This is a genomic window from Aeromonas sp. R5-3 (assembly GCF_040908225.1).
GTDB classification, from domain to species: domain Bacteria; phylum Pseudomonadota; class Gammaproteobacteria; order Enterobacterales; family Aeromonadaceae; genus Aeromonas; species Aeromonas dhakensis.
The window spans coordinates 75,134-94,558 of record NZ_JBFODH010000005.1; the positions used below are offsets into that span (position 1 = coordinate 75,134).

General features: G+C 61.0%; 16 protein-coding genes and 4 tRNA genes. 15 read left to right on the forward strand and 5 right to left on the reverse strand.

Going from position 1 to position 19,425, the window contains the following annotated elements:
• Positions 1–35 precede the first annotated feature (35 nt).
• On the forward strand, positions 36–710 hold the full coding sequence (locus tag AB5Y95_RS02615) for a transglutaminase-like cysteine peptidase (protein WP_005305212.1): 675 nt from the start codon (positions 36–38) through the stop codon (positions 708–710).
• On the opposite strand, the gene AB5Y95_RS02620 is transcribed toward AB5Y95_RS02615, so the two are convergent.
• Both AB5Y95_RS02620 and AB5Y95_RS02625 read right to left on the reverse strand, forming a co-directional pair.
• Positions 705–1,646, reverse strand: coding sequence for a TAXI family TRAP transporter solute-binding subunit (locus tag AB5Y95_RS02620; RefSeq protein ID WP_005305209.1), 942 nt, complete (start codon positions 1,644–1,646; stop codon positions 705–707). The genes AB5Y95_RS02615 and AB5Y95_RS02620 overlap by 6 nt on opposite strands.
• Positions 1,646–2,938: a LapD/MoxY N-terminal periplasmic domain-containing protein gene (locus AB5Y95_RS02625; protein ID WP_201990320.1), complete on the reverse strand. Its 1,293-nt coding sequence runs from the start codon at positions 2,936–2,938 to the stop codon at positions 1,646–1,648. The genes AB5Y95_RS02620 and AB5Y95_RS02625 overlap by 1 nt, the downstream gene beginning before the upstream one ends.
• A 259-nt stretch (positions 2,939–3,197) precedes the next feature.
• On the opposite strand from AB5Y95_RS02625, the gene mepM reads away from it, so the two are divergent.
• Positions 3,198–4,535 carry a murein DD-endopeptidase MepM gene (gene mepM, locus AB5Y95_RS02630; protein ID WP_005305203.1) on the forward strand — a complete coding sequence of 446 codons (1,338 nt, stop codon included), beginning with the start codon at positions 3,198–3,200 and terminating at the stop codon, positions 4,533–4,535.
• Between the two features lie 66 nt (positions 4,536–4,601).
• Here the strand turns inward: mepM and AB5Y95_RS02635 are convergent, their stop codons facing one another.
• Entirely contained in the window at positions 4,602–5,546 is a 945-nt protein-coding gene (locus AB5Y95_RS02635; protein WP_368159457.1) for a D-2-hydroxyacid dehydrogenase, read from the reverse strand.
• Positions 5,547–5,708: 162 nt separating this feature from the next.
• Here AB5Y95_RS02635 and AB5Y95_RS02640 point away from each other — a divergent pair, with 162 nt between their 5' ends.
• The gene (locus tag AB5Y95_RS02640) at positions 5,709–6,290 is read left to right on the forward strand and encodes a YjaG family protein (protein WP_005305197.1); all 582 of its coding nucleotides are present in this window, start codon (positions 5,709–5,711) and stop codon (positions 6,288–6,290) included.
• A 48-nt stretch (positions 6,291–6,338) separates the two neighbouring features.
• Here AB5Y95_RS02640 and AB5Y95_RS02645 read toward each other — a convergent pair whose 3' ends face one another.
• Positions 6,339–6,818 (reverse strand): MarR family winged helix-turn-helix transcriptional regulator, encoded by a 480-nt coding sequence (locus tag AB5Y95_RS02645; protein ID WP_005305194.1) that lies wholly within the window; start codon positions 6,816–6,818, stop codon positions 6,339–6,341.
• 164 nt (positions 6,819–6,982) lie between these two features.
• On the opposite strand from AB5Y95_RS02645, the gene AB5Y95_RS02650 reads away from it, so the two are divergent.
• Positions 6,983–7,510: a hypothetical protein gene (locus AB5Y95_RS02650; protein ID WP_017765335.1), complete on the forward strand. Its 528-nt coding sequence runs from the start codon at positions 6,983–6,985 to the stop codon at positions 7,508–7,510.
• 9 nt (positions 7,511–7,519) lie between these two features.
• A complete protein-coding gene (locus AB5Y95_RS02655; protein ID WP_017778335.1) occupies positions 7,520–9,118 on the forward strand; it encodes a BCCT family transporter in 1,599 nt (532 codons plus the stop codon).
• A gap of 72 nt (positions 9,119–9,190) precedes the next feature.
• Here AB5Y95_RS02655 and mutS read toward each other — a convergent pair whose 3' ends face one another.
• Positions 9,191–11,773 (reverse strand): DNA mismatch repair protein MutS, encoded by a 2,583-nt coding sequence (gene mutS / locus AB5Y95_RS02660; RefSeq protein ID WP_368159458.1) that lies wholly within the window; start codon positions 11,771–11,773, stop codon positions 9,191–9,193.
• Between the two features lie 216 nt (positions 11,774–11,989).
• On the opposite strand from mutS, the gene pncC reads away from it, so the two are divergent.
• From pncC to AB5Y95_RS02710, 10 genes are all read left to right on the forward strand, one after another.
• Positions 11,990–12,481, forward strand: coding sequence for a nicotinamide-nucleotide amidase (gene pncC, locus AB5Y95_RS02665; RefSeq protein ID WP_054543504.1), 492 nt, complete (start codon positions 11,990–11,992; stop codon positions 12,479–12,481).
• A gap of 79 nt (positions 12,482–12,560) precedes the next feature.
• Complete coding sequence (gene recA, locus AB5Y95_RS02670; RefSeq protein ID WP_005305178.1) at positions 12,561–13,625, forward strand: recombinase RecA; 1,065 nt, start codon at positions 12,561–12,563, stop codon at positions 13,623–13,625.
• A gap of 41 nt (positions 13,626–13,666) precedes the next feature.
• Positions 13,667–14,176 (forward strand): regulatory protein RecX, encoded by a 510-nt coding sequence (locus AB5Y95_RS02675; RefSeq protein WP_368159461.1) that lies wholly within the window; start codon positions 13,667–13,669, stop codon positions 14,174–14,176.
• A 397-nt stretch (positions 14,177–14,573) separates the two neighbouring features.
• Positions 14,574–17,198: an alanine--tRNA ligase gene (alaS, locus tag AB5Y95_RS02680; protein ID WP_368159459.1), complete on the forward strand. Its 2,625-nt coding sequence runs from the start codon at positions 14,574–14,576 to the stop codon at positions 17,196–17,198.
• A gap of 16 nt (positions 17,199–17,214) precedes the next feature.
• The gene (locus AB5Y95_RS02685; protein ID WP_005305167.1) at positions 17,215–18,462 is read left to right on the forward strand and encodes an aspartate kinase; all 1,248 of its coding nucleotides are present in this window, start codon (positions 17,215–17,217) and stop codon (positions 18,460–18,462) included.
• A 93-nt stretch (positions 18,463–18,555) separates the two neighbouring features.
• Positions 18,556–18,744: a carbon storage regulator CsrA gene (csrA, locus tag AB5Y95_RS02690; protein ID WP_005305164.1), complete on the forward strand. Its 189-nt coding sequence runs from the start codon at positions 18,556–18,558 to the stop codon at positions 18,742–18,744.
• A gap of 214 nt (positions 18,745–18,958) precedes the next feature.
• Positions 18,959–19,051: transfer RNA gene (locus AB5Y95_RS02695), tRNA-Ser, on the forward strand.
• A 3-nt stretch (positions 19,052–19,054) separates the two neighbouring features.
• A tRNA-Arg gene (locus tag AB5Y95_RS02700) sits at positions 19,055–19,131 on the forward strand.
• Between the two features lie 99 nt (positions 19,132–19,230).
• Positions 19,231–19,307, forward strand: a tRNA-Arg gene (locus AB5Y95_RS02705).
• A gap of 26 nt (positions 19,308–19,333) precedes the next feature.
• A tRNA-Arg gene (locus tag AB5Y95_RS02710) sits at positions 19,334–19,410 on the forward strand.
• Positions 19,411–19,425: the final 15 nt, after the last annotated feature.

A 19,425-nucleotide genomic window follows, 5' to 3' on the forward strand; every position in this document is an offset into this window, starting at 1 on the left:
TACTGACCTCCAGCATCTTGCAGGGAGTGTCTGGTATGAAATGGCTGCTCGTTCCCACCTGCACGTTGGCGCTCTGCTGTGCCAGCGTGCAGGCTTCCCGCCTCTCCGAATACATGGCCAGCCCTGCACTGCAGGCAAAATTGCAGGAGGTCTATGGCGGTCGGGCCCTCCAGCGGGCGGAGGCCTTTTCACGTCTGCTGACGCCAAGGGCCGGCACCACGGATCAGCAGAAGATCGAGCTGGTCAACAACTACTTCAACAACCTGACCTACAGCGATGATCCCAAGTTATGGGGGATGGAAGATTACTGGGCCAATCCGCTGGAATTTATTGGTGCCCGTGGTGGCGACTGCGAGGATTACAGCATCTCCAAGTACTACACATTGATGGAGCTTGGGGTGGACGAGAAGAAGCTGCGGCTGGCTTACGTCAAGGCAGTCAAGTACAACCAGTTCCACATGGTGACGCTTTACTTCGCGACCCCCAAGTCGGATCCGCTGGTGCTCGACAACATCAACAACCGGATCCTGCCCGGCAGCAAGCGGACCGATCTTATCCCCGTCTACAGTTTTGATGCCAAGAGCATCTGGATCATGAAGTCCCGCCGCGAAGGAACCCTGGCAGGCAGTGCCGACAGGTTGGCGCAGTGGACCTCGATGAAGACCCGCTTCTCCAGCGAGCAGTTGCGCTCCCCTCGCCGTCAGCTATAGCTTGCCCGCCGCTTTCAACTCCTCGAAATATTTTGCCGCGCCCGGATGCTGTTCGATGCTCAGCACCGGGCCGGTTTTATTGCGCGCCTGGTGAAACAGGTTGGCGTAACCGTAGGTTTGCTCATTGAACTTGGTTTGCTGGGCCAGCATGGCCCGGGTCAGGCGGTAAACGTCGGCCTGTGGCGTGCTGGCGGTGGTGACCAGGGTGGCGGCGATGGCAAAGGTCGGCGTCGCCTTGAGGTTGCCCGGATAGATACGCGCAGGGATCTGGCTGCGTTGGTAATACTTGACCCCTTTGAGCAGCTGATCCCGGGTTGCCCCCTCGATCGGCAGGAAACGCACGGGGCAGCGTTTGGCGGTATCCAGCACGATGCGGTTGGGGTGACCCATCACCAGGCCATAGGCGTCGATCTGTTTGCTGCACAGGGACTCGGCCAGATTGGCCACGCTCTTGAGATCGAGATCCTGCTCCTTGGCGCCCAGCACGTTGAACAGGGCGAGCGCCGTCTGGCGGGTGCCGGAACTCTTGAGCCCCATGTCGATGGGGGCCAGCTTGAGTTGCTCCAGGCTGGTGATGTCGCCGTCGGCCCTCACCACTATGGTAAAGGGTTCGGCGTGAGTGGCGAAGATGGCCCTGAGCTCTGGCTGCGGCTGACTGGCATATGGACCCAGGCCGTTACTGGCCTGGTAGAGCCAGTCCGACTGCACCAGCGCATAGCTTGTCTCGCCGCTTTTCAGTTGGCGCAGATTTTCGATGGAGCCCGAGGTCGCCTGTGGCTTGCACTGCAGTCCGGCATCGCTCTTGTTGGCGAGCCGGCAGAACTCTTTGGCGATCTGGTGATAGATCCCCTGTTCACCGCCGGTGGCTATGGTGGTGGGGTTGGCCAGCAGCGGCAGTGGCCACAGCAGGGCGAGCAACAATCCGGTCCTGTTCATCATGCCTCCTTGCCGGCGTAGCCATCAATGCCCCAGTTGCGCAGGGTGTCGATATCCTGAATGTCGCCGGCCTCCGCCAGCAGGGTGTAGCCCGCACTGTGCAGGCACTGGGCCACCAGGTTCCAATAGAGCGGAGCCTGGGTCGGTTGGCAGCTGATGAAAACGGGATTGATGGGGTCGAGCTGATTGAAGGTCTCGTTGGTCATCGGGATGGCGCTGAAGGCCATCTCCACCCCTTGTTCCTGCAAGGCGGCCAGCCGCTCCTGGGCAAGGGGTGGCACATGTTCCTGATCCCAGCGCCAGTCGAGGGTCTTGCCTCTGCCCTTGGCCAGCAGAGGTGCAAATTGTGCCCAGTCGGGATGGCCGAGCAGGCTGAGCGGCAGCTGCAATCCCTCGACTGCATGATGCAGCCAGAGATCGAGCAGGTGCCGGATTTCGTCCGGTGAACTGTTCAGTGACGGGGTGACTTCCGGAATGAGGCGGCTGTAGAGACGAATGCTGCCTTGGGTCGAGAAGAAGTGTTGTTGCAACAGCCCCTCTCCTGCGCAGGTCAGGGTCTGCAGCGGCTCATTGACCATGGGGAGTTGTTTGCCGAGCTGGCTTATCTTGAGCCGTTGCTGCAGCAGATCCCGCTTGCGTTCGGACACCAGCTGGTTGACCGAGCCGGCCAGCTCCTTGAGATCCTGCAGCCAGGGAGCGTCCAGGGTGCCACTGAACTGGCGCTTGCGGATCTTCACCAATTGCAGATTGATCTGCTCGAGCGGGCGCAGCAGTCGTTTGCAGACCCAGGAGATCACCAGGGTGAAGATCAGCAGACCTGCCAGCAGGGCCGTGCCGGTACGGCTGATCGCATTCCACAGATGCTGGTAGGCATAGCCCGTATGCCCTTCCAGGGTGAGGGTGCCCAGCATGCGCCAGCCATCGGTCAGCTCCTGCTCAATTTTTACTGGCGGCATGTCGATAACAGAGGGGAGCCAGGTCGGCACGTTCTGTTGCGCGGTGTGGAAGACCTTCTGAAACAGCACCTGACCATCCGGATCCAGCAGGGTGACCGCGCTGACGAAGCCCCCGTCGAACATGGCGTTGACTATGGTCTCGGCCAGTACCTTGTCATCGTTGAGCAGGGTGCCTTGCAGCACCAGCCCGAGGGCGGTGATGGCGGTTTCCAGGTTGGCGGACATCTGATCGAGGATGGATTGCCGCACCGTGGTGACTTCCAGCATGAACAGCAGGACGGCGCCAATCAGGAATAAAATCAGGATGATTCGATTTAACAGTTTCGCTAACGACATATCCACTCCATGGAAAAGTTATCGCAACATGTTGAAACCTGGGGTCGGAGGTGAGCTGACCCGGCTCTTAAAAATAGGAAAAAATGGTTAAAAAAGACGATCATTTCTGCCCATGAAGGAATGTTATGCATAAAATGTGAGGTTCATGCAGATTGCTATGAACTAATTGTGAGTATTTAGGTCAAACAATCAGTTTTATACGGTTTCATAACAAACAGACTGACCACTAACACCCTTGGATCTAATGACAGGATAGCGGATGAAACGTCTCCGTCCCTTGGTAGCGCAGGCCGCCAATTGGGAACCCCCGGTTCCCCGCAAACACTTTTACGCCATGCTACTGCTGACGGCCATGACGCTGTCGGCGGTAGCCATATTGCCAGCCCCGGGTGACATCCTGGAGCGGCCGCTGCGACTGGAGTTGCCGATCGCCACCAATGGCACCGCAACCAACGAAGACAATACGGACTTCAACGACATCCCGGATCACGAGCTGGTAGAAGCCGCGACGCCGGAAGATGACATCCCGGCCGACGCCACCCCCCAGTGGCAGGATTACCGGGTTCGCAATGGCGAGAATCTGACCACCATCTTCAACAACCTGGGTCTCTCCACCACCACCCTCTACAAGGTGCTGGATGCCGACACCAAGAACAATCTGGCACGGCTCAAGCCGGGCCAGACCATCGAGCTGCTGATCGATCAGGACAACATACTGCAGCAGATGAAGATCCGTCTGAACATCAAGCAGACCCTGGTGCTGGAGCGTACCGACGACACCTACAGCGCCAACATGCTCAATGAAGAGGTGGAGTGGCAGAAGAAGAGCTATGACGGCGTCATTAATGGCAGCTTCTACGTGAGTGCCCGCAATGCGGGGATCCCGGCCAACCATATCCAGAAAATTGCCAACCTGTTCCAGTGGCGGCTCAACTTCGCCAAGGATCTGAAAAAGGGCGACAAGTTCAAGGTGCTGGTGCGTCAGGAGACGGTCGAAGGCAAGAGCACAGGCAACACCCAGCTGCTCGGGGTGGAAGTGTTCAGTCAGGGTCAGAACGTCTCCGCCTGGCTGTCCGAAGATGGCAACTACTACGATGGGCAGGGCAACAGCCTGGAGCGCGGTTTCCGCCGTTACCCGACCCACAGCCGCTACCGGGTCAGCTCCAGCTTCAACCCGAATCGCCGTCACCCGATCACCGGCCAGGTGCGGCCTCACGAGGGCACCGACTTTGCTCTGCCGGTCGGTACCCCCGTGATGGCGACCGGTGACGGTGTGGTCCTGAAGGCGACCAGCCACCCGCTGGCCGGCACCTATGTGGTGATCAAGCACGGTCGTACCCTGATGACCCGTTACCTGCACCTGAGCAAGCTGCTGGTCAAACCGGGCCAGAAGGTGAAGATGGGCGACAAGATTGCCCTCTCCGGCAACACGGGTCGCTCCACCGGCGCTCACCTGCACTACGAGGTGCGGATCAACAACCGCCCGGTGGATGCCATGAAGGTCAAGCTGCCGATGGCGGAGCCGCTCTCCGGCAAGGAGAAGCGCCAGTTCCTCGCCAAGGTGAAGAGCTATCGCAAGGAGATGGAGGCCGGTTGATGCCTCTCTCGTCGAAACAAAAAGGCCCCGCCACGCTGGCGGGGCCTTTTTATTGGCTGGCGGCCATCAATAGCCCTTGTCGAAGTCGATCTTGCCGTCCAGCGGCTGGCCGTCGATGAAGCGGATGTAGTTGCGCACGAAGATTTGGGCCACGTCTTCGGGGAAGCTGTAGGCGCTGTTGTGCGGTGTGACGATGAGGTTGGGCTGGCCCCAGAGCGGGCTGTCGGCGGGCAGCGGCTCCTGCGCGAATACATCCAGCACCGCCATCCCCAGCTTGCCGGTGCGCAGTGCCGTGAGCAGATCTCCCTCGTGGATGGCGTTGCCGCGTCCCACGTTGAACAGGATGGCGCCCGGCTTGCAGTGCTCGAAACGGGTGGCAGTGAAGAGGTGATGGGTCTCGCGGGTGGCGGGCAGCACGCTGACGATGACGTCGGCCTGCGCCAGCATCTTGTTGAGGGCGGGCAGCTGATATACCTGGTCGAAACCGGCCCGTTCGCGGCCACTGCGGCTGACGCCGAGCACCTTCATGCCGAAGTGTTTGCCGGTGTGGGCGATGTGCTGGCCTATGCTGCCGGTGCCCAGGATCAGCAAGGTGCGTCCCTTGAGGCCGTGATAGGGGTGGCTCTGCCACAGCCGCTGCTTCTGCTGTTCCCGGTAGAGGGGGATCTGGCGCATCAGGCTGAGCAGATGACCGAACACGTATTCGCTCATCAGCGGGCCGAAGATGCCGCGCACATTGGTGAGCTGGTAGTCACGGCGGCAGCTGGCATCCAGCAGCACGTCGACCCCGGCGTAGGTGGATTGCAGCCAGCTGAGTTTGCTGGCCTTGGCCAGCAGCGGTTTGGCGCGCGCCGGTTCGGCCATCAGGATGTGGGCATCGCCGATCACTTTCTCGGCGTCGCTCTGGTTGTCGGCTCTCAAAATGCGCAGATGAGGGAGGTGGGCCGCCTTGAGCAGGCGCTCGTAGTGAGCATTGTCCTGGCTGAGCAAAAGAAGGGTACGTTGACTCATACTCTTGTTCCTTATCAGATTTGCGGCGCGGGAGAGAGGCCGCTCTGCCTTCATCTTACCCGAGTTGACCGGCCAACATAGCCGACCAGGCCGCTTTTTCGTTTTCGCGCGGCCCCTCGTGGGCTACAATCTGCCCCACATTTTGCAAAGGATCCGACTCCAGTGTTTGGTGACAAGTTTTATAAGCGACTGGCCGAGCTACAGCCTTGGCAACAGACGGTCTACACCCTGGCGCTGGCAGAGCGCATGTACCCCAACTATGCGCTGTTTTCCCAGGCCTCCGGTTTCGGGGATGCGAAGGCATTTCGTCACGCACTGGATCAGATGTGGAACTACCTGACGGTGAAAGGATCCCGGGTCAATCTGGGGGCGATTCTGGAAGCGTTCGAAGTCTACATTCCGGAACCCAGCAAGTTCGAATCCTACGGTGCCTATCCGGCGCTGGATGCCTGTGTCGCCTTGGGTTGCGCCTACAACTCGGTGATCTGCCGGGTGGGGGAAGAGGCCAACGACGCCAGCCATGCCTCGGTCGGTACGGTCGCCGGTTTCATCGAGATGCTGGAAGAGCGCGACCTCACCGACGAGGAGCTCTACGAGCACGAATACATGGAGGCCGAGCTGGAGTTCCAGGTCGAGCTGCTCAAGCGGGTGGCCCACGAGCGTGACAGCGACCGCATCCTGGCCGTGCGTGCCTTCGCCGCGCAGGACGGTGTCTCCAATATCGGCATCAGCCTGGAAGAGTGATCCCGCTCGCCTCGGCCCATAAAAAAAGCTCCCGTTCGGGAGCTTTTTTTATGCCCGCTCTTCGGTGAGGGGCCGGACGCTCAGCACCGGGGCCGCGTCTATCTCGTCGGCATTCATCATGGTGGAGATACGCTGCAAAGAGGAGAGCAGCAGGGTCTGCTCCCAGGTCTCAAGTGCTTGAAAACGCTGAATGAAGCGCTCCTGCAGCGGGGTCGGCGCCTGGGCCAGCAGGGCTCGGCCTGCGTCAGTCAGTGTCGCATGCACCTTGCGCTTGTCGGTTTCACTGCGGATGCGTTGCACCAGCTGGCGGCTCTCGAGGCGGTCCATGATGGTGGTGGCGGTGGCCTGGCTCATGTTGGTGTGATCCGCCAGCTGACGCATGGAGATCTGACCCAGCTCGTCGATCCCCTTGAGCAGCAAGAGCTGGGGCGAGGTCAGGCCTGCCTCCTTGATCAAGCGCTTGGAGTGCATGTCGATGGCACGAATGATCTGGCGCAGGGCGACCAGCACTTCATCATGTTTTTCCATGGGGTATGAAATCGTCGAGGGGTGATTGGGAGGCGCAAAATTCTCCGCCTAATTCGTCACAAGGTCAATATGGTTTTTACTGTAATCTTTTCTGCTCTAATTATTTTGTGTTAGGGTAATGAGCTTTCCCCCTATTTTCCCCTGCTGTTTCGAGGAGCAAGATGATGAGTGACGAACTGGACATCAAAGCGCTGGTGGCCGACCTTCGAGTGGTCAGAGTCCGCTATGAACTGCCTGACACCTCGGCTTTCGTGCGTTACCAGCCCGCCTATGACGAAGATCCCAACAACCTCAAGGTCCATCACTACGACGGTGAGTTGCCGCTCTCCTGCAGTGAAACAGGTTCTTTCAACCTAAAGGAGTTGGTAAACGAATTGCGCTATGCCTATGTGCTGGTGCACCTCTTCCCGGACGAGAGCGCAATGAACTTCTACCTGACCGGCCTCGATACCGGGCTGGCCCAGCTGGAGTTCATCGGCGGCTCCTACGACTTCAACCGGCTCTGGATCACCAGCGGCATCTCCAACCTGGGCGTGCCCATGGCCATCTTCCTCGGCAAGCGCCACGCGGTGAACGGTCAGCCCTCCGTCAGCCTGGTGGACCACCGAGCGCAGACGGCCGGCAAGCTGGTCTACCGCGCCATCGGCGGCGCCGGTGATCACGTGGGTGAAGACTTTTTCAACAACGACTAAGGAGGCCAGATGAGAGCAAACAAAGGGCTGTTCAAAGGCCTCAACCCGACCATGGCCATGACGGCGCTCACCGTCATCACCCTGTTCCTGCTGTTCGGGATGTTCGTCCCCGAAACCGCCGCCACCTGGTTCGTGGGGGCCAAGGACAAGATCATCGCCGGGTTCAAGTGGTACTACATCCTGGTGGTCGCCCTGTTCCTGTTCTTCGCCATCTATCTGATGTTCAGCCGCTTCGGCAGCATCCGGCTGGGTGACGACGACCAGGTACCGGAATTCGGCTACTTCGCCTGGTTCGCCATGCTGTTCAGCGCCGGCATGGGGATAGGGCTGGTGTTCTGGAGCATCGCCGAGCCCATGTACCACCTGCAGGGCAACCCCTTCGTCACCGAAGGGATGACCCCGGAGGCGGCCCAGATCGCCATGCGTCTCACCTTCTTCCACTGGGGCCTGCACCCCTGGGCCATCTATGTGATCGTCGGCCTGTCGCTCGCCTTCTTCAGCTACCGGCGCAAGCTGCCGCTGGCCATCCGCTCCGTGCTCTATCCGCTGCTCGGCGATCGCATCTACGGTTTCTGGGGTCACGCCGCCGACGTGCTGGCGGTGTTTGGTACCGTGTTCGGGGTGGCGACCTCCCTTGGCCTGGGGGTCTCCCAGATGAATACCGGCCTCAACCAGATGTTCGGCATGGAAGTCTCGCAGGCGAACCAGCTCTGGCTCATCGGCGGCATCAGCCTGATCGCCACCCTATCGGCCGTATCTGGCGTCGGACGCGGGGTGAAGATCCTCTCCGAGCTCAATATCTGGCTGAGCGTGTTCGTGCTGGGCCTCTTCCTGGTGCTGGGGCCGACCACCTACATCCTCAACGCCTATGTGCAGAACATCGGTGACTACCTGCAGAACATCGTCAAGCTGAGCTTCTGGACCAACACCGAGGCCAACGGCACCTCGGCCTGGCAGTCGAGCTGGACCGCGTTTTACTGGGGCTGGTGGATTGCGTGGGCGCCCTTTGTCGGCATGTTCATCGCACGCATATCCAAGGGGCGTACCATCCGCGAGTTCGTGCTCGGTGTCTTGCTGGTGCCCTCCCTGCTCGGCATGTTCTGGCTCACCGTGTTCGGCGGTACTGCCATGAATCTGGAGCTGTTCGGCAGTGGTGGCGTGGTGGCCGCGGTCAATCAGGATGTCACCCTGGCGCTCTACAAGACGGTGGAGCTGCTGCACTGGGAGACCTTCGGCTGGATCGCCAAGGGGGTGCTGACCCTGCTCATCTGCACCTACTTCATCACCTCCAGCGACTCGGGCACCCTGGTCATTACGACCCTGCTCTCCATCGGAGATCAGGATCCCCCCGTGCTGCACCGCGCCGTCTGGGGGCTGGGTCAGGGGCTGGTGGCCGCCATTCTTCTGGTCTCCGGCGGACTGGCCGCCCTGCAGGCCGCCAGCATCATAGCGGCGCTGCCCTTCTCGGTGATCATGCTGGCCATGTGCTACTCCCTGATGCTGGGCCTCAAGCAGGAGAGTCAGCACCAGTTCGAGTATCGCCAGAAGCTCAAGCGCCACGAGGGCTCCAGCCACATGAGCCTGATGGACAGGATAGGGCCGGCCTGACGACAGGCCGAACCATGAAAACGAAAAGGGGAACCTCACGGTTCCCCTTTTTATTGCTGTGTTGATGACGGTTTACAGCATCTGCTTGAGGCGATAGAGCAGGTCAAGCGCCTGGCGCGGGGTCAGCTCGTCCGGGCGCACCGCTTCCAGCTCATCAACTACCGGATGGCTCTGGGACGGCAGGGCGACCGGGGCCGGGCGCACTTCGCCGGCGGCCACCGGGGTGGCGCTCTCCAGCTCGTGCAGCTTGTGACGGGCCTGCTGGATCACCGATTTGGGCACCCCGGCCAGCGCCGCTACCTGCAGACCGTAGGAGCGGCTGGCCGCCCCCTCTTGTACCGCGTGCATGAAGGCGATGGTGTCACCGTGCTCCACTGCATCGAGGTGGACGTTGGCCAGCCCGCTCATCAGCTCCGGCAGCCGGGTCAGCTCGAAGTAGTGGGTGGCAAACAGGGTGTAGGCGCCAATCTTGCTCGCCAGCTGTTCTGCGCAGGCCCACGCCAGGGAGAGGCCGTCGTAGGTGCTGGTGCCGCGGCCAATCTCGTCCATCAGCACCAGGCTGCGGGCGGTGGCGTTGTTGAGGATGTTGGCGGTCTCGGTCATCTCCACCATGAAGGTGGAGCGGCCGGAGGCCAGATCGTCCGACGCCCCGATGCGGGTGAAGATGCGGTCGATGGGGCCGATGCGGGCACTGTCGGCCGGCACGAAGGCGCCGATATGGGCCAGCAGCACGATCAGCGCGGTCTGGCGCATGTAGGTGGATTTACCGCCCATGTTGGGGCCGGTGATGATCAGCATCCGCCGCTCCCGCTCCAGCCGGATGGGGTTGGCGATAAAGGGGTCGGTCATCACCTGCTCCACCACCGGATGGCGGCCCGCCTCGATCAGGATCTGATCCTCATCGATGAGCGTCGGGCAGCGGTAGTCCAAGGTCTCGGCCCGCTCCGCTAGGTTGGCCAGCACGTCCAGCTCCGCCAGTGCGGCGGCGGACTCCTGCAGGTCGCCGAGGTGCGGCAGCAGGGCATCGAGCAGCTCTTCGTAGAGACGTTTTTCCAGCGCCAGCGCCTGGGCCTGGGCGGTGAGCACCTTGTCCTCGTACTTCTTCAGCTCGTCGATGATGTAGCGTTCGTTGTTTTTCAGCGTCTGGCGGCGGATGTAGTGGGCCGGCACCAGATGGCTGTTGGCACGGCTCACCTCGATATAGAAGCCGTGCACCTTGTTGTAGCCCACCTTGAGGGTGTTGATGCCGGTCAGCAGCCGTTCGCGCTCCTCGATGCGGGCCAGGCTGGCGGTGGCGCCGTTGGCCAGATCCCGCAGCTCGTCCAGCTCGGTGTTGAACCCTTCGCGGATCACGCCGCCATCGCGAATGAGCACCGGCGGCACCTCCATCACGGCGCGCTCCAGCAGGTCGAACAGCTCGGGGAAGGTGCTGGCCCGCTCGCGCAGCTGCTGCACCGCGTCGTGCTCGCTGCCCGCAAGCAGGCGCTGCAGTTCCGGCAGTTGGGCGAAGGCCTGGCGCAGACGAGTCAGATCGCGCGGACGGGCAGAGCGCAGGGCCAGGCGCGCCAACACCCGCTCCACGTCGCCGACCTGGCGCAGCAAACCACCCAGCTCATCGTAAAGGTTCTGCTCGATCAGCTCCTTGATGGTGCTCTGACGGCCTTTGAGGATCACCCGGTCGCGGATCGGCTGGTGGATCCAGCGCTTGAGCAGCCGGCTGCCCATGGGGGTGGCGGTGCAGTCCAGCACGGCGGAGAGGGTGTTGTCATGGCCGCCGGCCAGATTCTGGGTCAGCTCCAGATTGCGGCGGGTGGCGGCATCCATGATGACCGCATGATCGGGCTGCTCGAGGCGCACGCTGCGAATGTGGGGCAGGGCGGTGCGCTGGGTGTCCTTGACGTACTGCATCAGGCAGCCGGCGGCACACAGGGCGGTCTCGCTCTGCTCGACGCCAAAGCCTACCAGATCCTGGGTGCCGAACTGCTGGCACAACAGCTTGCGGGCGGTGCCGAGCTCGAATTCCCACTCCGGGCGGCGGCGCAGACCGCGGCGACCCTCGACGTGGTGCAGGAAGGCGAACGATTCTGGGTAGAGCAGCTCGGCCGGGTTGGTGCGCTGCAGCTCCGCCAGCAGGGTCTCTTCTTTCTCGAACTGGTTGATGAAGAAGCGGCCGGAGCCTATGTCCATGGTGCCATAGCCGAAGCGGCGGCCATCGTGGTAGACGGCGGCGATCAGGTTGTCCTGCCGCTCGCTGAGCAGCGCCTCGTCGGAGACGGTGCCTGGGGTGATGATGCGAATGACCTTGCGCTCCACCGGCCCCTTGCTGGTGGCGGGATCCCCCACCTGCTCGCAGATGGCGGCAGATTCGCCCAGCTGCACCAGCTTGGCGAGATACCCTTCGATGGCGTGATAGGGCACTCCTGCCATCGGAATGGGGCTGCCAGCCGACTGGCCGCGCTTGGTCAGGGAGATGTCGAGCAACTGGGAAGCCTTGCGCGCATCGTCGTAGAACAGCTCGTAGAAGTCGCCCATCCGGTAGAACAGCAGGATCTCCGGGTTCTCGGCCTTGAGGGTCAGATACTGCTGCATCATGGGCGTGTGGGCGCTGAGATTGGCGCCTGGCGCGGCGCCAGTGGCTTGGTGTTGTGCGGTCATGTTCTATTCCAGAAGGGGCCTCTGCGGGCCTGTGTCTGCGGTGATGAGCCTTGAGCTTGATGGCGCCATTCTACACATAAGCGGCGTGGCGGGGGAGGTCGGGGATCACGACCCTCCGTGTAGGCAGAGGCATCAGCCTGGTGAGCGGCGTTCAGTTGCGGCAGGCGGCGGCGGGATCGCATAATGTGCCTCTTGCACGCATCAGAGGGAGTCGCGATGAAACTGGACGCAGAGATAGAGCACCTCGCCATCGAGCTGGGGCGAGCCCTTGGCCAGCGAGGCTGGCTGGCGGCCACCGCCGAATCCTGTACCGGCGGCGGGGTGGCAACGGCCATCACCGACATCGCGGGCAGCTCAGGCTGGTTCGATCGCGGCTTTGTCACCTACACCAACGAGGCCAAGCAGCAGATGCTGGGGGTGAGCGACGAGAGCCTGGAGCAGCACGGCGCGGTGAGCGAGGCGGTGGTGCTGGAGATGGCCCGCGGCGCGCTGGCCCACTCGTCGGCCTCCATCAGTGTCGCCATCAGTGGCATCGCCGGCCCCGGCGGCGCCACCGAGGGCAAACCGGTCGGCACCGTCTGGTTTGCCTGGGCCGACAGCAACGGCCGCCACCACTCCCTGCTGGCCCGTTTCGACGGGGATCGCCGGCAGGTGCGTCAGCAGGCGGTGAGACAGGCCTTGTCGGGTCTGTTGGCCCTGCTCAGATAAATTGGGCTTGATACTGTATGAATAGACAGTATACTTAGCCCAACTTCATTTTTACTCACGATTTCCAGCGGAGATTGGCATGGATCAGAACAAACAGAAGGCACTGGCGGCTGCGCTGGGTCAGATTGAAAAGCAGTTCGGCAAAGGTTCCATCATGCGTCTGGGCGACAGCAAGACCATGGATATCGAAGCCATCTCCACCGGCTCCCTCTCTCTGGACGTTGCGCTGGGGATCGGTGGTCTGCCGTGCGGTCGTATCGTCGAGATCTACGGCCCGGAATCTTCCGGTAAAACCACGCTGACCCTGCAGGTGATCGCCGAAGCCCAGAAGAAGGGCAAGACCTGTGCCTTCGTCGATGCGGAGCACGCACTCGACCCCATCTATGCCGCCAAGCTGGGCGTCAACGTCGACGACCTGCTCATCTCCCAGCCGGACACCGGTGAACAGGCGCTGGAGATCTGCGACATGCTGGTGCGCTCCAATGCGGTTGACGTCATCATCGTCGACTCCGTGGCGGCCCTGACCCCGAAAGCGGAAATCGAAGGCGAGATGGGTGACTCCCACGTCGGCCTGCAGGCTCGTCTGATGTCCCAGGCGCTGCGCAAGCTGACCGCCAACATCAAGAACGCCAACTGCCTGTGCATTTTCATCAACCAGATCCGGATGAAGATCGGCGTTATGTTCGGCAGCCCGGAGACCACTACCGGTGGTAACGCGCTCAAGTTCTACGCCTCCGTGCGTCTGGATATCCGTCGTACCGGCGCCATCAAGGAAGGTGACGAAGTGGTTGGTAACGAGACCCGCGTCAAGGTAGTGAAGAACAAGGTGGCCCCTCCCTTCAAGCAGGCCGAATTCCAGATCTTCTACGGTGCTGGCATCTCCAAAGAGGGCGAGCTGGTGGATCTGGGCGTCAAGCACAAGCTGATCGACAAGGCCGGTGCCTGGTACAGCTACAACGGCGAGAAGATCGGTCAGGGCAAGGCCAACGTCATGAAGCTGTTCGCCGAAAACAAGGCGCTGGCTGGCGAAGTGGAAGCCAAACTGCGCGAGTTGCTGCTCTCCGGCGCCGCGCCGGTGGAGGAGAAGCCCTCCGCTGCCGAGTACGACGAGTTTGAAGCCGAAAACGAACAAGAGTTCGAATAAGAGCGAAAGGAAGGCCGGGTTGATACCCGGCCTTGTCATTTATGGTCGATGAATCCGTTACCGAACCGGTCGAGCCCGCCGAACCGAGCTTTGCAGAGCAGCTGGCGGCCGCCCGTGCCTACGCCATGCGCAGTCTGGCCCGTCGCGAGAGTGCCAAGTCGGAGCTGGCCAGACGCCTGCGCCAGCAGGGCTATCAGGAAGAGGTGATCGAGGCGGTAGTCGACTATTGCCGCGGTTACAACTGGGTCAATGACGAGCGCTATGGTGCCATGGCGGTACGGGCGGGTGCCGCCAAGGGGCATGGCCCGCTCAAGATCCGTTTCGACCTGCGCCGCAAGGGGTTGGACGATGGCCAGATCGATGCCGCCTTCGAGCAACCCGAGCTGGACTGGTTCGAACTCGCCCTCGAGCTGTTGGAACGACGGGCCAACCTAGCCGACCTGGCCGACTTCAAGCTGCGGATGAAGTGGCTCAAGTATCTGCTGGGGCGCGGCTTTAGCCAGGATCAGGCCCGTTACGCCATCTCTGCCCTGCAGGAGCGGGAGGAGTAGAACGGCGATGTTTGTGCTGGGATCTTGAGATGACTCGAGAGACGAGAGCCCCATCGCCGTACACCCGCTCTCTTCATTTCCGGTTTGCCGGCGCCTGGTCGCCGGTTTCCATCTGCCGACCAGGCCATTATGACGCCTGTGCAAGATTTTCCCTGCCTGTTCATAGGCTTGTCAGCTCAGATTGATGAAAGCCAGGTTCTCCCTGTCTTGACCCTCTTTTCATGCCGCTTTTTCTCCTGTTGATGGTGAAAAAAGCCGCGGTTGGCGGCGGGGCGCTTTTCCGGCCCGTTTATGTGCGCTTTTTCGCCCGTGGCGGCCCTGTCCGTTTTACTTTACCCCGCAGAAAACTTACATTAATGCGGTTAAAAGTCCGTATTCGAATCAAGCAGGATTTTCCATGTATATGTCCACGTCTGAGATACGCGCTGCGTTTCTCGAGTATTTCCGTTCCCAGGGGCACCAGGTTGTCTCCTCCAGCTCGCTGGTACCGCATAACGACCCGACCCTGTTGTTTACCAACGCGGGTATGAACCAGTTCAAGGACGTGTTCCTTGGCGCAGACAAGCGTGCCTACAACCGCGCGACGACCTCCCAGCGTTGCGTGCGTGCCGGTGGTAAGCACAACGATCTGGAAAACGTCGGCTATACCGCTCGTCACCACACCTTCTTCGAGATGCTGGGCAACTTCAGCTTCGGCGACTACTTCAAGCAGGATGCCATCAAGTTTGCCTGGGGCTTCCTGACCGAGGTGCTGCAACTGCCGAAAGAGCGCCTGCTGGTGACCGTCTACGCGACTGACGATGAAGCCTTCGACATCTGGGAAAAAGAGGTCGGTGTACCGGCCGATCGCATCGTGCGCATCGGTGACAACAAGGGTGCCCCGTACGCCTCCGACAACTTTTGGGCCATGGGCGATACCGGTCCGTGCGGTCCCTGCACCGAGATCTTCTACGATCACGGCGATCACATCTGGGGCGGCCGTCCTGGCTCACCGGAAGAGGATGGCGACCGTTTCATCGAGATCTGGAACGTGGTGTTCATGCAGTTCAACCGTCAGGCTGACGGCACCATGGAGCCGCTGCCGCGCCCGTCCGTGGATACCGGCATGGGTCTGGAGCGAATCTCCGCCATCATGCAGGGGGTTCACTCCAACTATGAAATCGACATCTTCCAAGCGCTGATCAAGAAAGCGGCCGAGATTGTCGGTACCACCGATCTGAGCAACCAGTCCCTGCGCGTCATCGCGGACCACATCCGCTCCTGCGCCTTCCTGGTGGCTGACGGCGTGATGCCTTCCAACGAAGGTCGTGGTTACGTGCTGCGCCGCATCATCCGCCGCGCCGTGCGTCACGGTCGCAAGCTGGGTGCTACCGACGTCTTCTTCTACAAGCTGGCCGCCGAACTGGCAGCCCAGATGAAGGATGTCGCTGCCGAGCTGATCGCCCAGCTGCAGCTGGTCGAGCGCGTGCTGCGCATCGAAGAGGAGCAGTTCGTCCGCACCCTGGATCGCGGTCTGCTGCTGCTGGAAGACGCTCTGGCCAACCTGGGCGATGCCAAGGTCATTCCGGGCGAGGTGGTATTCAAGCTGTATGACACCTATGGCTTCCCGGCCGACCTGACTGCCGACGTGGTGCGCGAGCGCGAGATCGGCATCGATGAAGAGGGCTTCAAGGCCGAGATGGAGAAGCAGCGTGCTCGTGCCAAGGAAGCATCCAGCTTCGGCGTGAACTACAACGAGATGCTCAAGCTCGACTTCGAGACCCCCTTCACCGGTTACAAGACCCTGACCGAGCTCACCCGTGTGGTCGGCATCTACAAGGGCGTGGACGAGGTGAGCGGTCTCATCGCCGGTGACGAAGCTGTCATCGTGCTGGAGCAGACCCCCTTCTACGCCGAGTCCGGCGGCCAGATCGGCGACAGCGGCACCCTGAAAGTGGACGACGGCATCTTTGCCGTGACCGATACCGTTAAAGCGGGCAAGGCGATCATCCACAAGGGCTACATGGAACTGGGCACCCTGGAGAAAGGGGCCGAGGTCGAGGCCGTGGTCGATGGCGACCGTCGTCAGGCCATCGCCCTGAACCACTCGGTGACTCACCTGCTGCACGCGGCCCTGCGTCAGGCGCTGGGCGAGCACGTGACCCAGAAAGGCTCTCTGGTGGGTGCCGAGCGCATGCGCTTTGACTTCTCCCACTTCGAGGGGATGACCATGGCGACCATTCGCCGGGTCGAGGAGCTGGTCAACAACCAGATCCGCGCCAACCACGAAATCATCACCCAGCTGATGGGCCTGGAAGAGGCCAAGTCGGCCGGCGCCATGGCGCTGTTCGGCGAAAAATACGAAGACGACGTGCGCGTGGTGCGCATGGGCGATTACTCCACCGAGCTGTGCGGCGGTACCCACGCCAAGCGCACCGGTGACATCGGCTTCTTCAAGATCATCGCCGAGAGCGGCATCGCCGCCGGCGTGCGCCGTATCGAAGCGGTGACCGGCAAGGCCGCCATCGACTTCATGCATCAGGTCGGCGAGCAGATCGAAGAGGCTGCCGCGCTGGTGAAGGGCGATCAGTTCAGCATCGCTGACAAGGTTCGCCAGGTGCTGGACAAGGCCAAGATGATGGAACGCGAGCTGGAGCAGCTCAAGGCCAAGCTGGCCGCCCAGGCCGGTAACGACCTGCTGGGTCAGGTCATCGAGATCAAGGGGCAGAAGGTGCTGGTTGCAGCGCTGGAAGGGGCCGATCCGAAATCCCTGCGCGGCATGCTGGACGAACTGAAGAACCAGATGAAGTCCGGTGTGGTGCTGCTGGCCACCAGCGGCGAGGGCAAGGTCAACCTGATCGCGGGCGTCACCAACGACCTGACCGGCAAGGTCAAGGCCGGTGAGCTGGTCAATCTGGTGGCCCAGCAGGTGGGTGGCAAGGGCGGTGGTCGTCCCGACATGGCCCAGGCGGGTGGTACCCAGCCTGAGGCAGTGCCGGCGGCCCTGCAATCCGTACACTCCTGGCTGGAAGAGCGCCTGTAATCGGGCGAGGTGATCTGTGGCACTCTATGTACAGAAGTACGGCGGCACCTCGGTCGGCACGCTGGAGCGGATCGAGGCGGTAGCTGAGCGGGTCGAACAGACCCGCGCCCAGGGACATGACGTGGTGGTGGTTGTTTCCGCCATGTCGGGCGAAACCAACCGGTTGCTGGGCATGGCCCAGCAGCTGGATCCTGATGCCAACCGGCGCGAGATGGATGTACTGGTCTCCACCGGTGAACAGGTCACCATAGCGCTGCTGGCCATCGCGTTGAACAAACGCGGTTGCCCCGCGGTCTCGATGACCGGTGATCAGGTTCGCATTCACACCGATTCCGCCTATGGCAAGGCGCGCATCACCCACATCGACACCGACCGGGTTCAGGCTGAACTGGGCGCGGGCAAGGTGGTGGTGATCGCGGGCTTCCAGGGTCGTGACGAGCACAATGCCATCACCACCCTGGGGCGCGGTGGCTCCGACACCACGGCGGTCGCCGTGGCGGCGGCCATCAAGGCCGATGAGTGCCAGATCTTTACCGACGTGGACGGGGTCTATACCACGGATCCGCGCATCGAGCCCAAGGCGCGTCGTCTCGACACCATCACCTTCGAGGAGATGCTGGAGATGGCCAGCCTGGGCGCCAAGGTGCTGCAGATCCGTTCGGTGGAGTTCGCGGGCAAGTACCGCGTGCCGCTGCGGGTGCTGTCGAGCTTTGTCGAGGGAGAGGGAACCTTAATCACATATGGAGGTGAGAGGATGGAAGCTCCCCTGGTATCCGGGATAGCGTTCAATCGCAACGAAGCCAGCCTGACCATTCTGGGTGTGCCGGACCGGCCCACCGTGGCAGCGCAGATCTTGAATCCGATCAGCGACGCCAACATTGATGTCGACATGATAGTGCAGAACACGCTGGGCGATGGCACCGCTGATTTCACCTTCACGGTGAATCGCGATGACTATCGCCGGGCGCGCGCCCTGCTGGAGGAGACCGCCAGCGAGCTGGGGGCCGCCTGCGTGCAGGGCAACGGTGAGATCGCCAAGGTTTCCATCGTCGGAGTCGGGATGTGGAACCATCCTGGCGTCGCCCGCACCATGTTCAAGGTATTGGGCGAGGAGGGGATCAACATGCAGTTGATTTCCACCTCTGAAATCAAGATATCCGTGGTGATTGACGAGAAGTACCTGGAGCTGGCAGTGCGTGCCTTGCACTCCGCTTTTGGGCTGGATCAGGAGCCTCATGAGCAGCCCCTGGGAAACAATCCCTGATTGATTTAGTTTCAACCATTTACCATATCGGTATCTTTGTAAGATAATGTCGCATATCGATATAAATACAAAACAGGATACAGGAGCAAGCGAATGCTTATTTTGACTCGTCGTGTAGGGGAAACCCTGATGATTGGTGACGAAGTGACTGTCACCGTGCTGGGCGTGAAAGGCAACCAGGTTCGTATCGGCGTGAACGCACCGAAAGAAGTTTCCGTGCACCGCGAAGAGATCTATCAGCGCATCCAGGCCGAGAAAGTTCCGGGTCAATCCGGCTTCTAAGCGGCATCAATGGCTGTGACAAGGCGACACCTCATGTGTCGCCTTTTGTTTTTTCGGAGCGCTGAAAATGGCGCCGCAGGGGGCGAAAGAGCGGGATAAGTGCCGATATTGCTTGAATATTCCACGCTTTGGCCAAATACCGAGCGAACGCACTTTTTTCTCCAAAAAAGTGTTTGACTAAAAATCCCTGTGAAGTATTATCAGCCCCGCAAACGGAGAGGTGGCCGAGAGGCTGAAGGCGCTCCCCTGCTAAGGGAGTATGCGGCTTATACCCGCATCGGGGGTTCGAATCCCCCCTTCTCCGCCATTTGCGCCCGTAGCTCAGCTGGATAGAGTACCTGGCTACGAACCAGGTGGTCAGAGGTTCGAATCCTCTCGGGCGCACCATATTAGACTCACGATGAGTCATGTACTGGCAGTCAGCAAGCCGGTACAACTGAAAAAGGCTTACTGTTGAGTAAGCTTTTTTTATCGCTTTAAATCAGGGCGCCCGTAGCTCAGCTGGATAGAGTACCTGGCTACGAACCAGGTGGTCAGAGGTTCGAATCCTCTCGGGCGCACCATTTAAAGCAAAATCAAAAGTTTATGAGCGCCCGTAGCTCAGCTGGATAGAGTACCTGGCTACGAACCAGGTGGTCAGAGGTTCGAATCCTCTCGGGCGCACCATTTTGAAAGCAGTAC

Coding starts and splice junctions, on each gene's coding strand:
- AB5Y95_RS02615 (WP_005305212.1), top strand. CDS start 36: ATGAAATGGCTGCTCGTTCCCACCTGCACGTTGGCGCTCTGCTGTGCC.
- AB5Y95_RS02620 (WP_005305209.1), bottom strand. CDS start 1,646: ATGAACAGGACCGGATTGTTGCTCGCCCTGCTGTGGCCACTGCCGCTG.
- AB5Y95_RS02625 (WP_201990320.1), bottom strand. CDS start 2,938: ATGTCGTTAGCGAAACTGTTAAATCGAATCATCCTGATTTTATTCCTG.
- mepM (WP_005305203.1), top strand. CDS start 3,198: ATGAAACGTCTCCGTCCCTTGGTAGCGCAGGCCGCCAATTGGGAACCC.
- AB5Y95_RS02635 (WP_368159457.1), bottom strand. CDS start 5,546: ATGAGTCAACGTACCCTTCTTTTGCTCAGCCAGGACAATGCTCACTAC.
- AB5Y95_RS02645 (WP_005305194.1), bottom strand. CDS start 6,818: ATGGAAAAACATGATGAAGTGCTGGTCGCCCTGCGCCAGATCATTCGT.
- AB5Y95_RS02650 (WP_017765335.1), top strand. CDS start 6,983: ATGAGTGACGAACTGGACATCAAAGCGCTGGTGGCCGACCTTCGAGTG.
- AB5Y95_RS02655 (WP_017778335.1), top strand. CDS start 7,520: ATGAGAGCAAACAAAGGGCTGTTCAAAGGCCTCAACCCGACCATGGCC.
- mutS (WP_368159458.1), bottom strand. CDS start 11,773: ATGACCGCACAACACCAAGCCACTGGCGCCGCGCCAGGCGCCAATCTC.
- pncC (WP_054543504.1), top strand. CDS start 11,990: ATGAAACTGGACGCAGAGATAGAGCACCTCGCCATCGAGCTGGGGCGA.
- recA (WP_005305178.1), top strand. CDS start 12,561: ATGGATCAGAACAAACAGAAGGCACTGGCGGCTGCGCTGGGTCAGATT.
- AB5Y95_RS02675 (WP_368159461.1), top strand. CDS start 13,667: ATGGTCGATGAATCCGTTACCGAACCGGTCGAGCCCGCCGAACCGAGC.
- alaS (WP_368159459.1), top strand. CDS start 14,574: ATGTATATGTCCACGTCTGAGATACGCGCTGCGTTTCTCGAGTATTTC.
- csrA (WP_005305164.1), top strand. CDS start 18,556: ATGCTTATTTTGACTCGTCGTGTAGGGGAAACCCTGATGATTGGTGAC.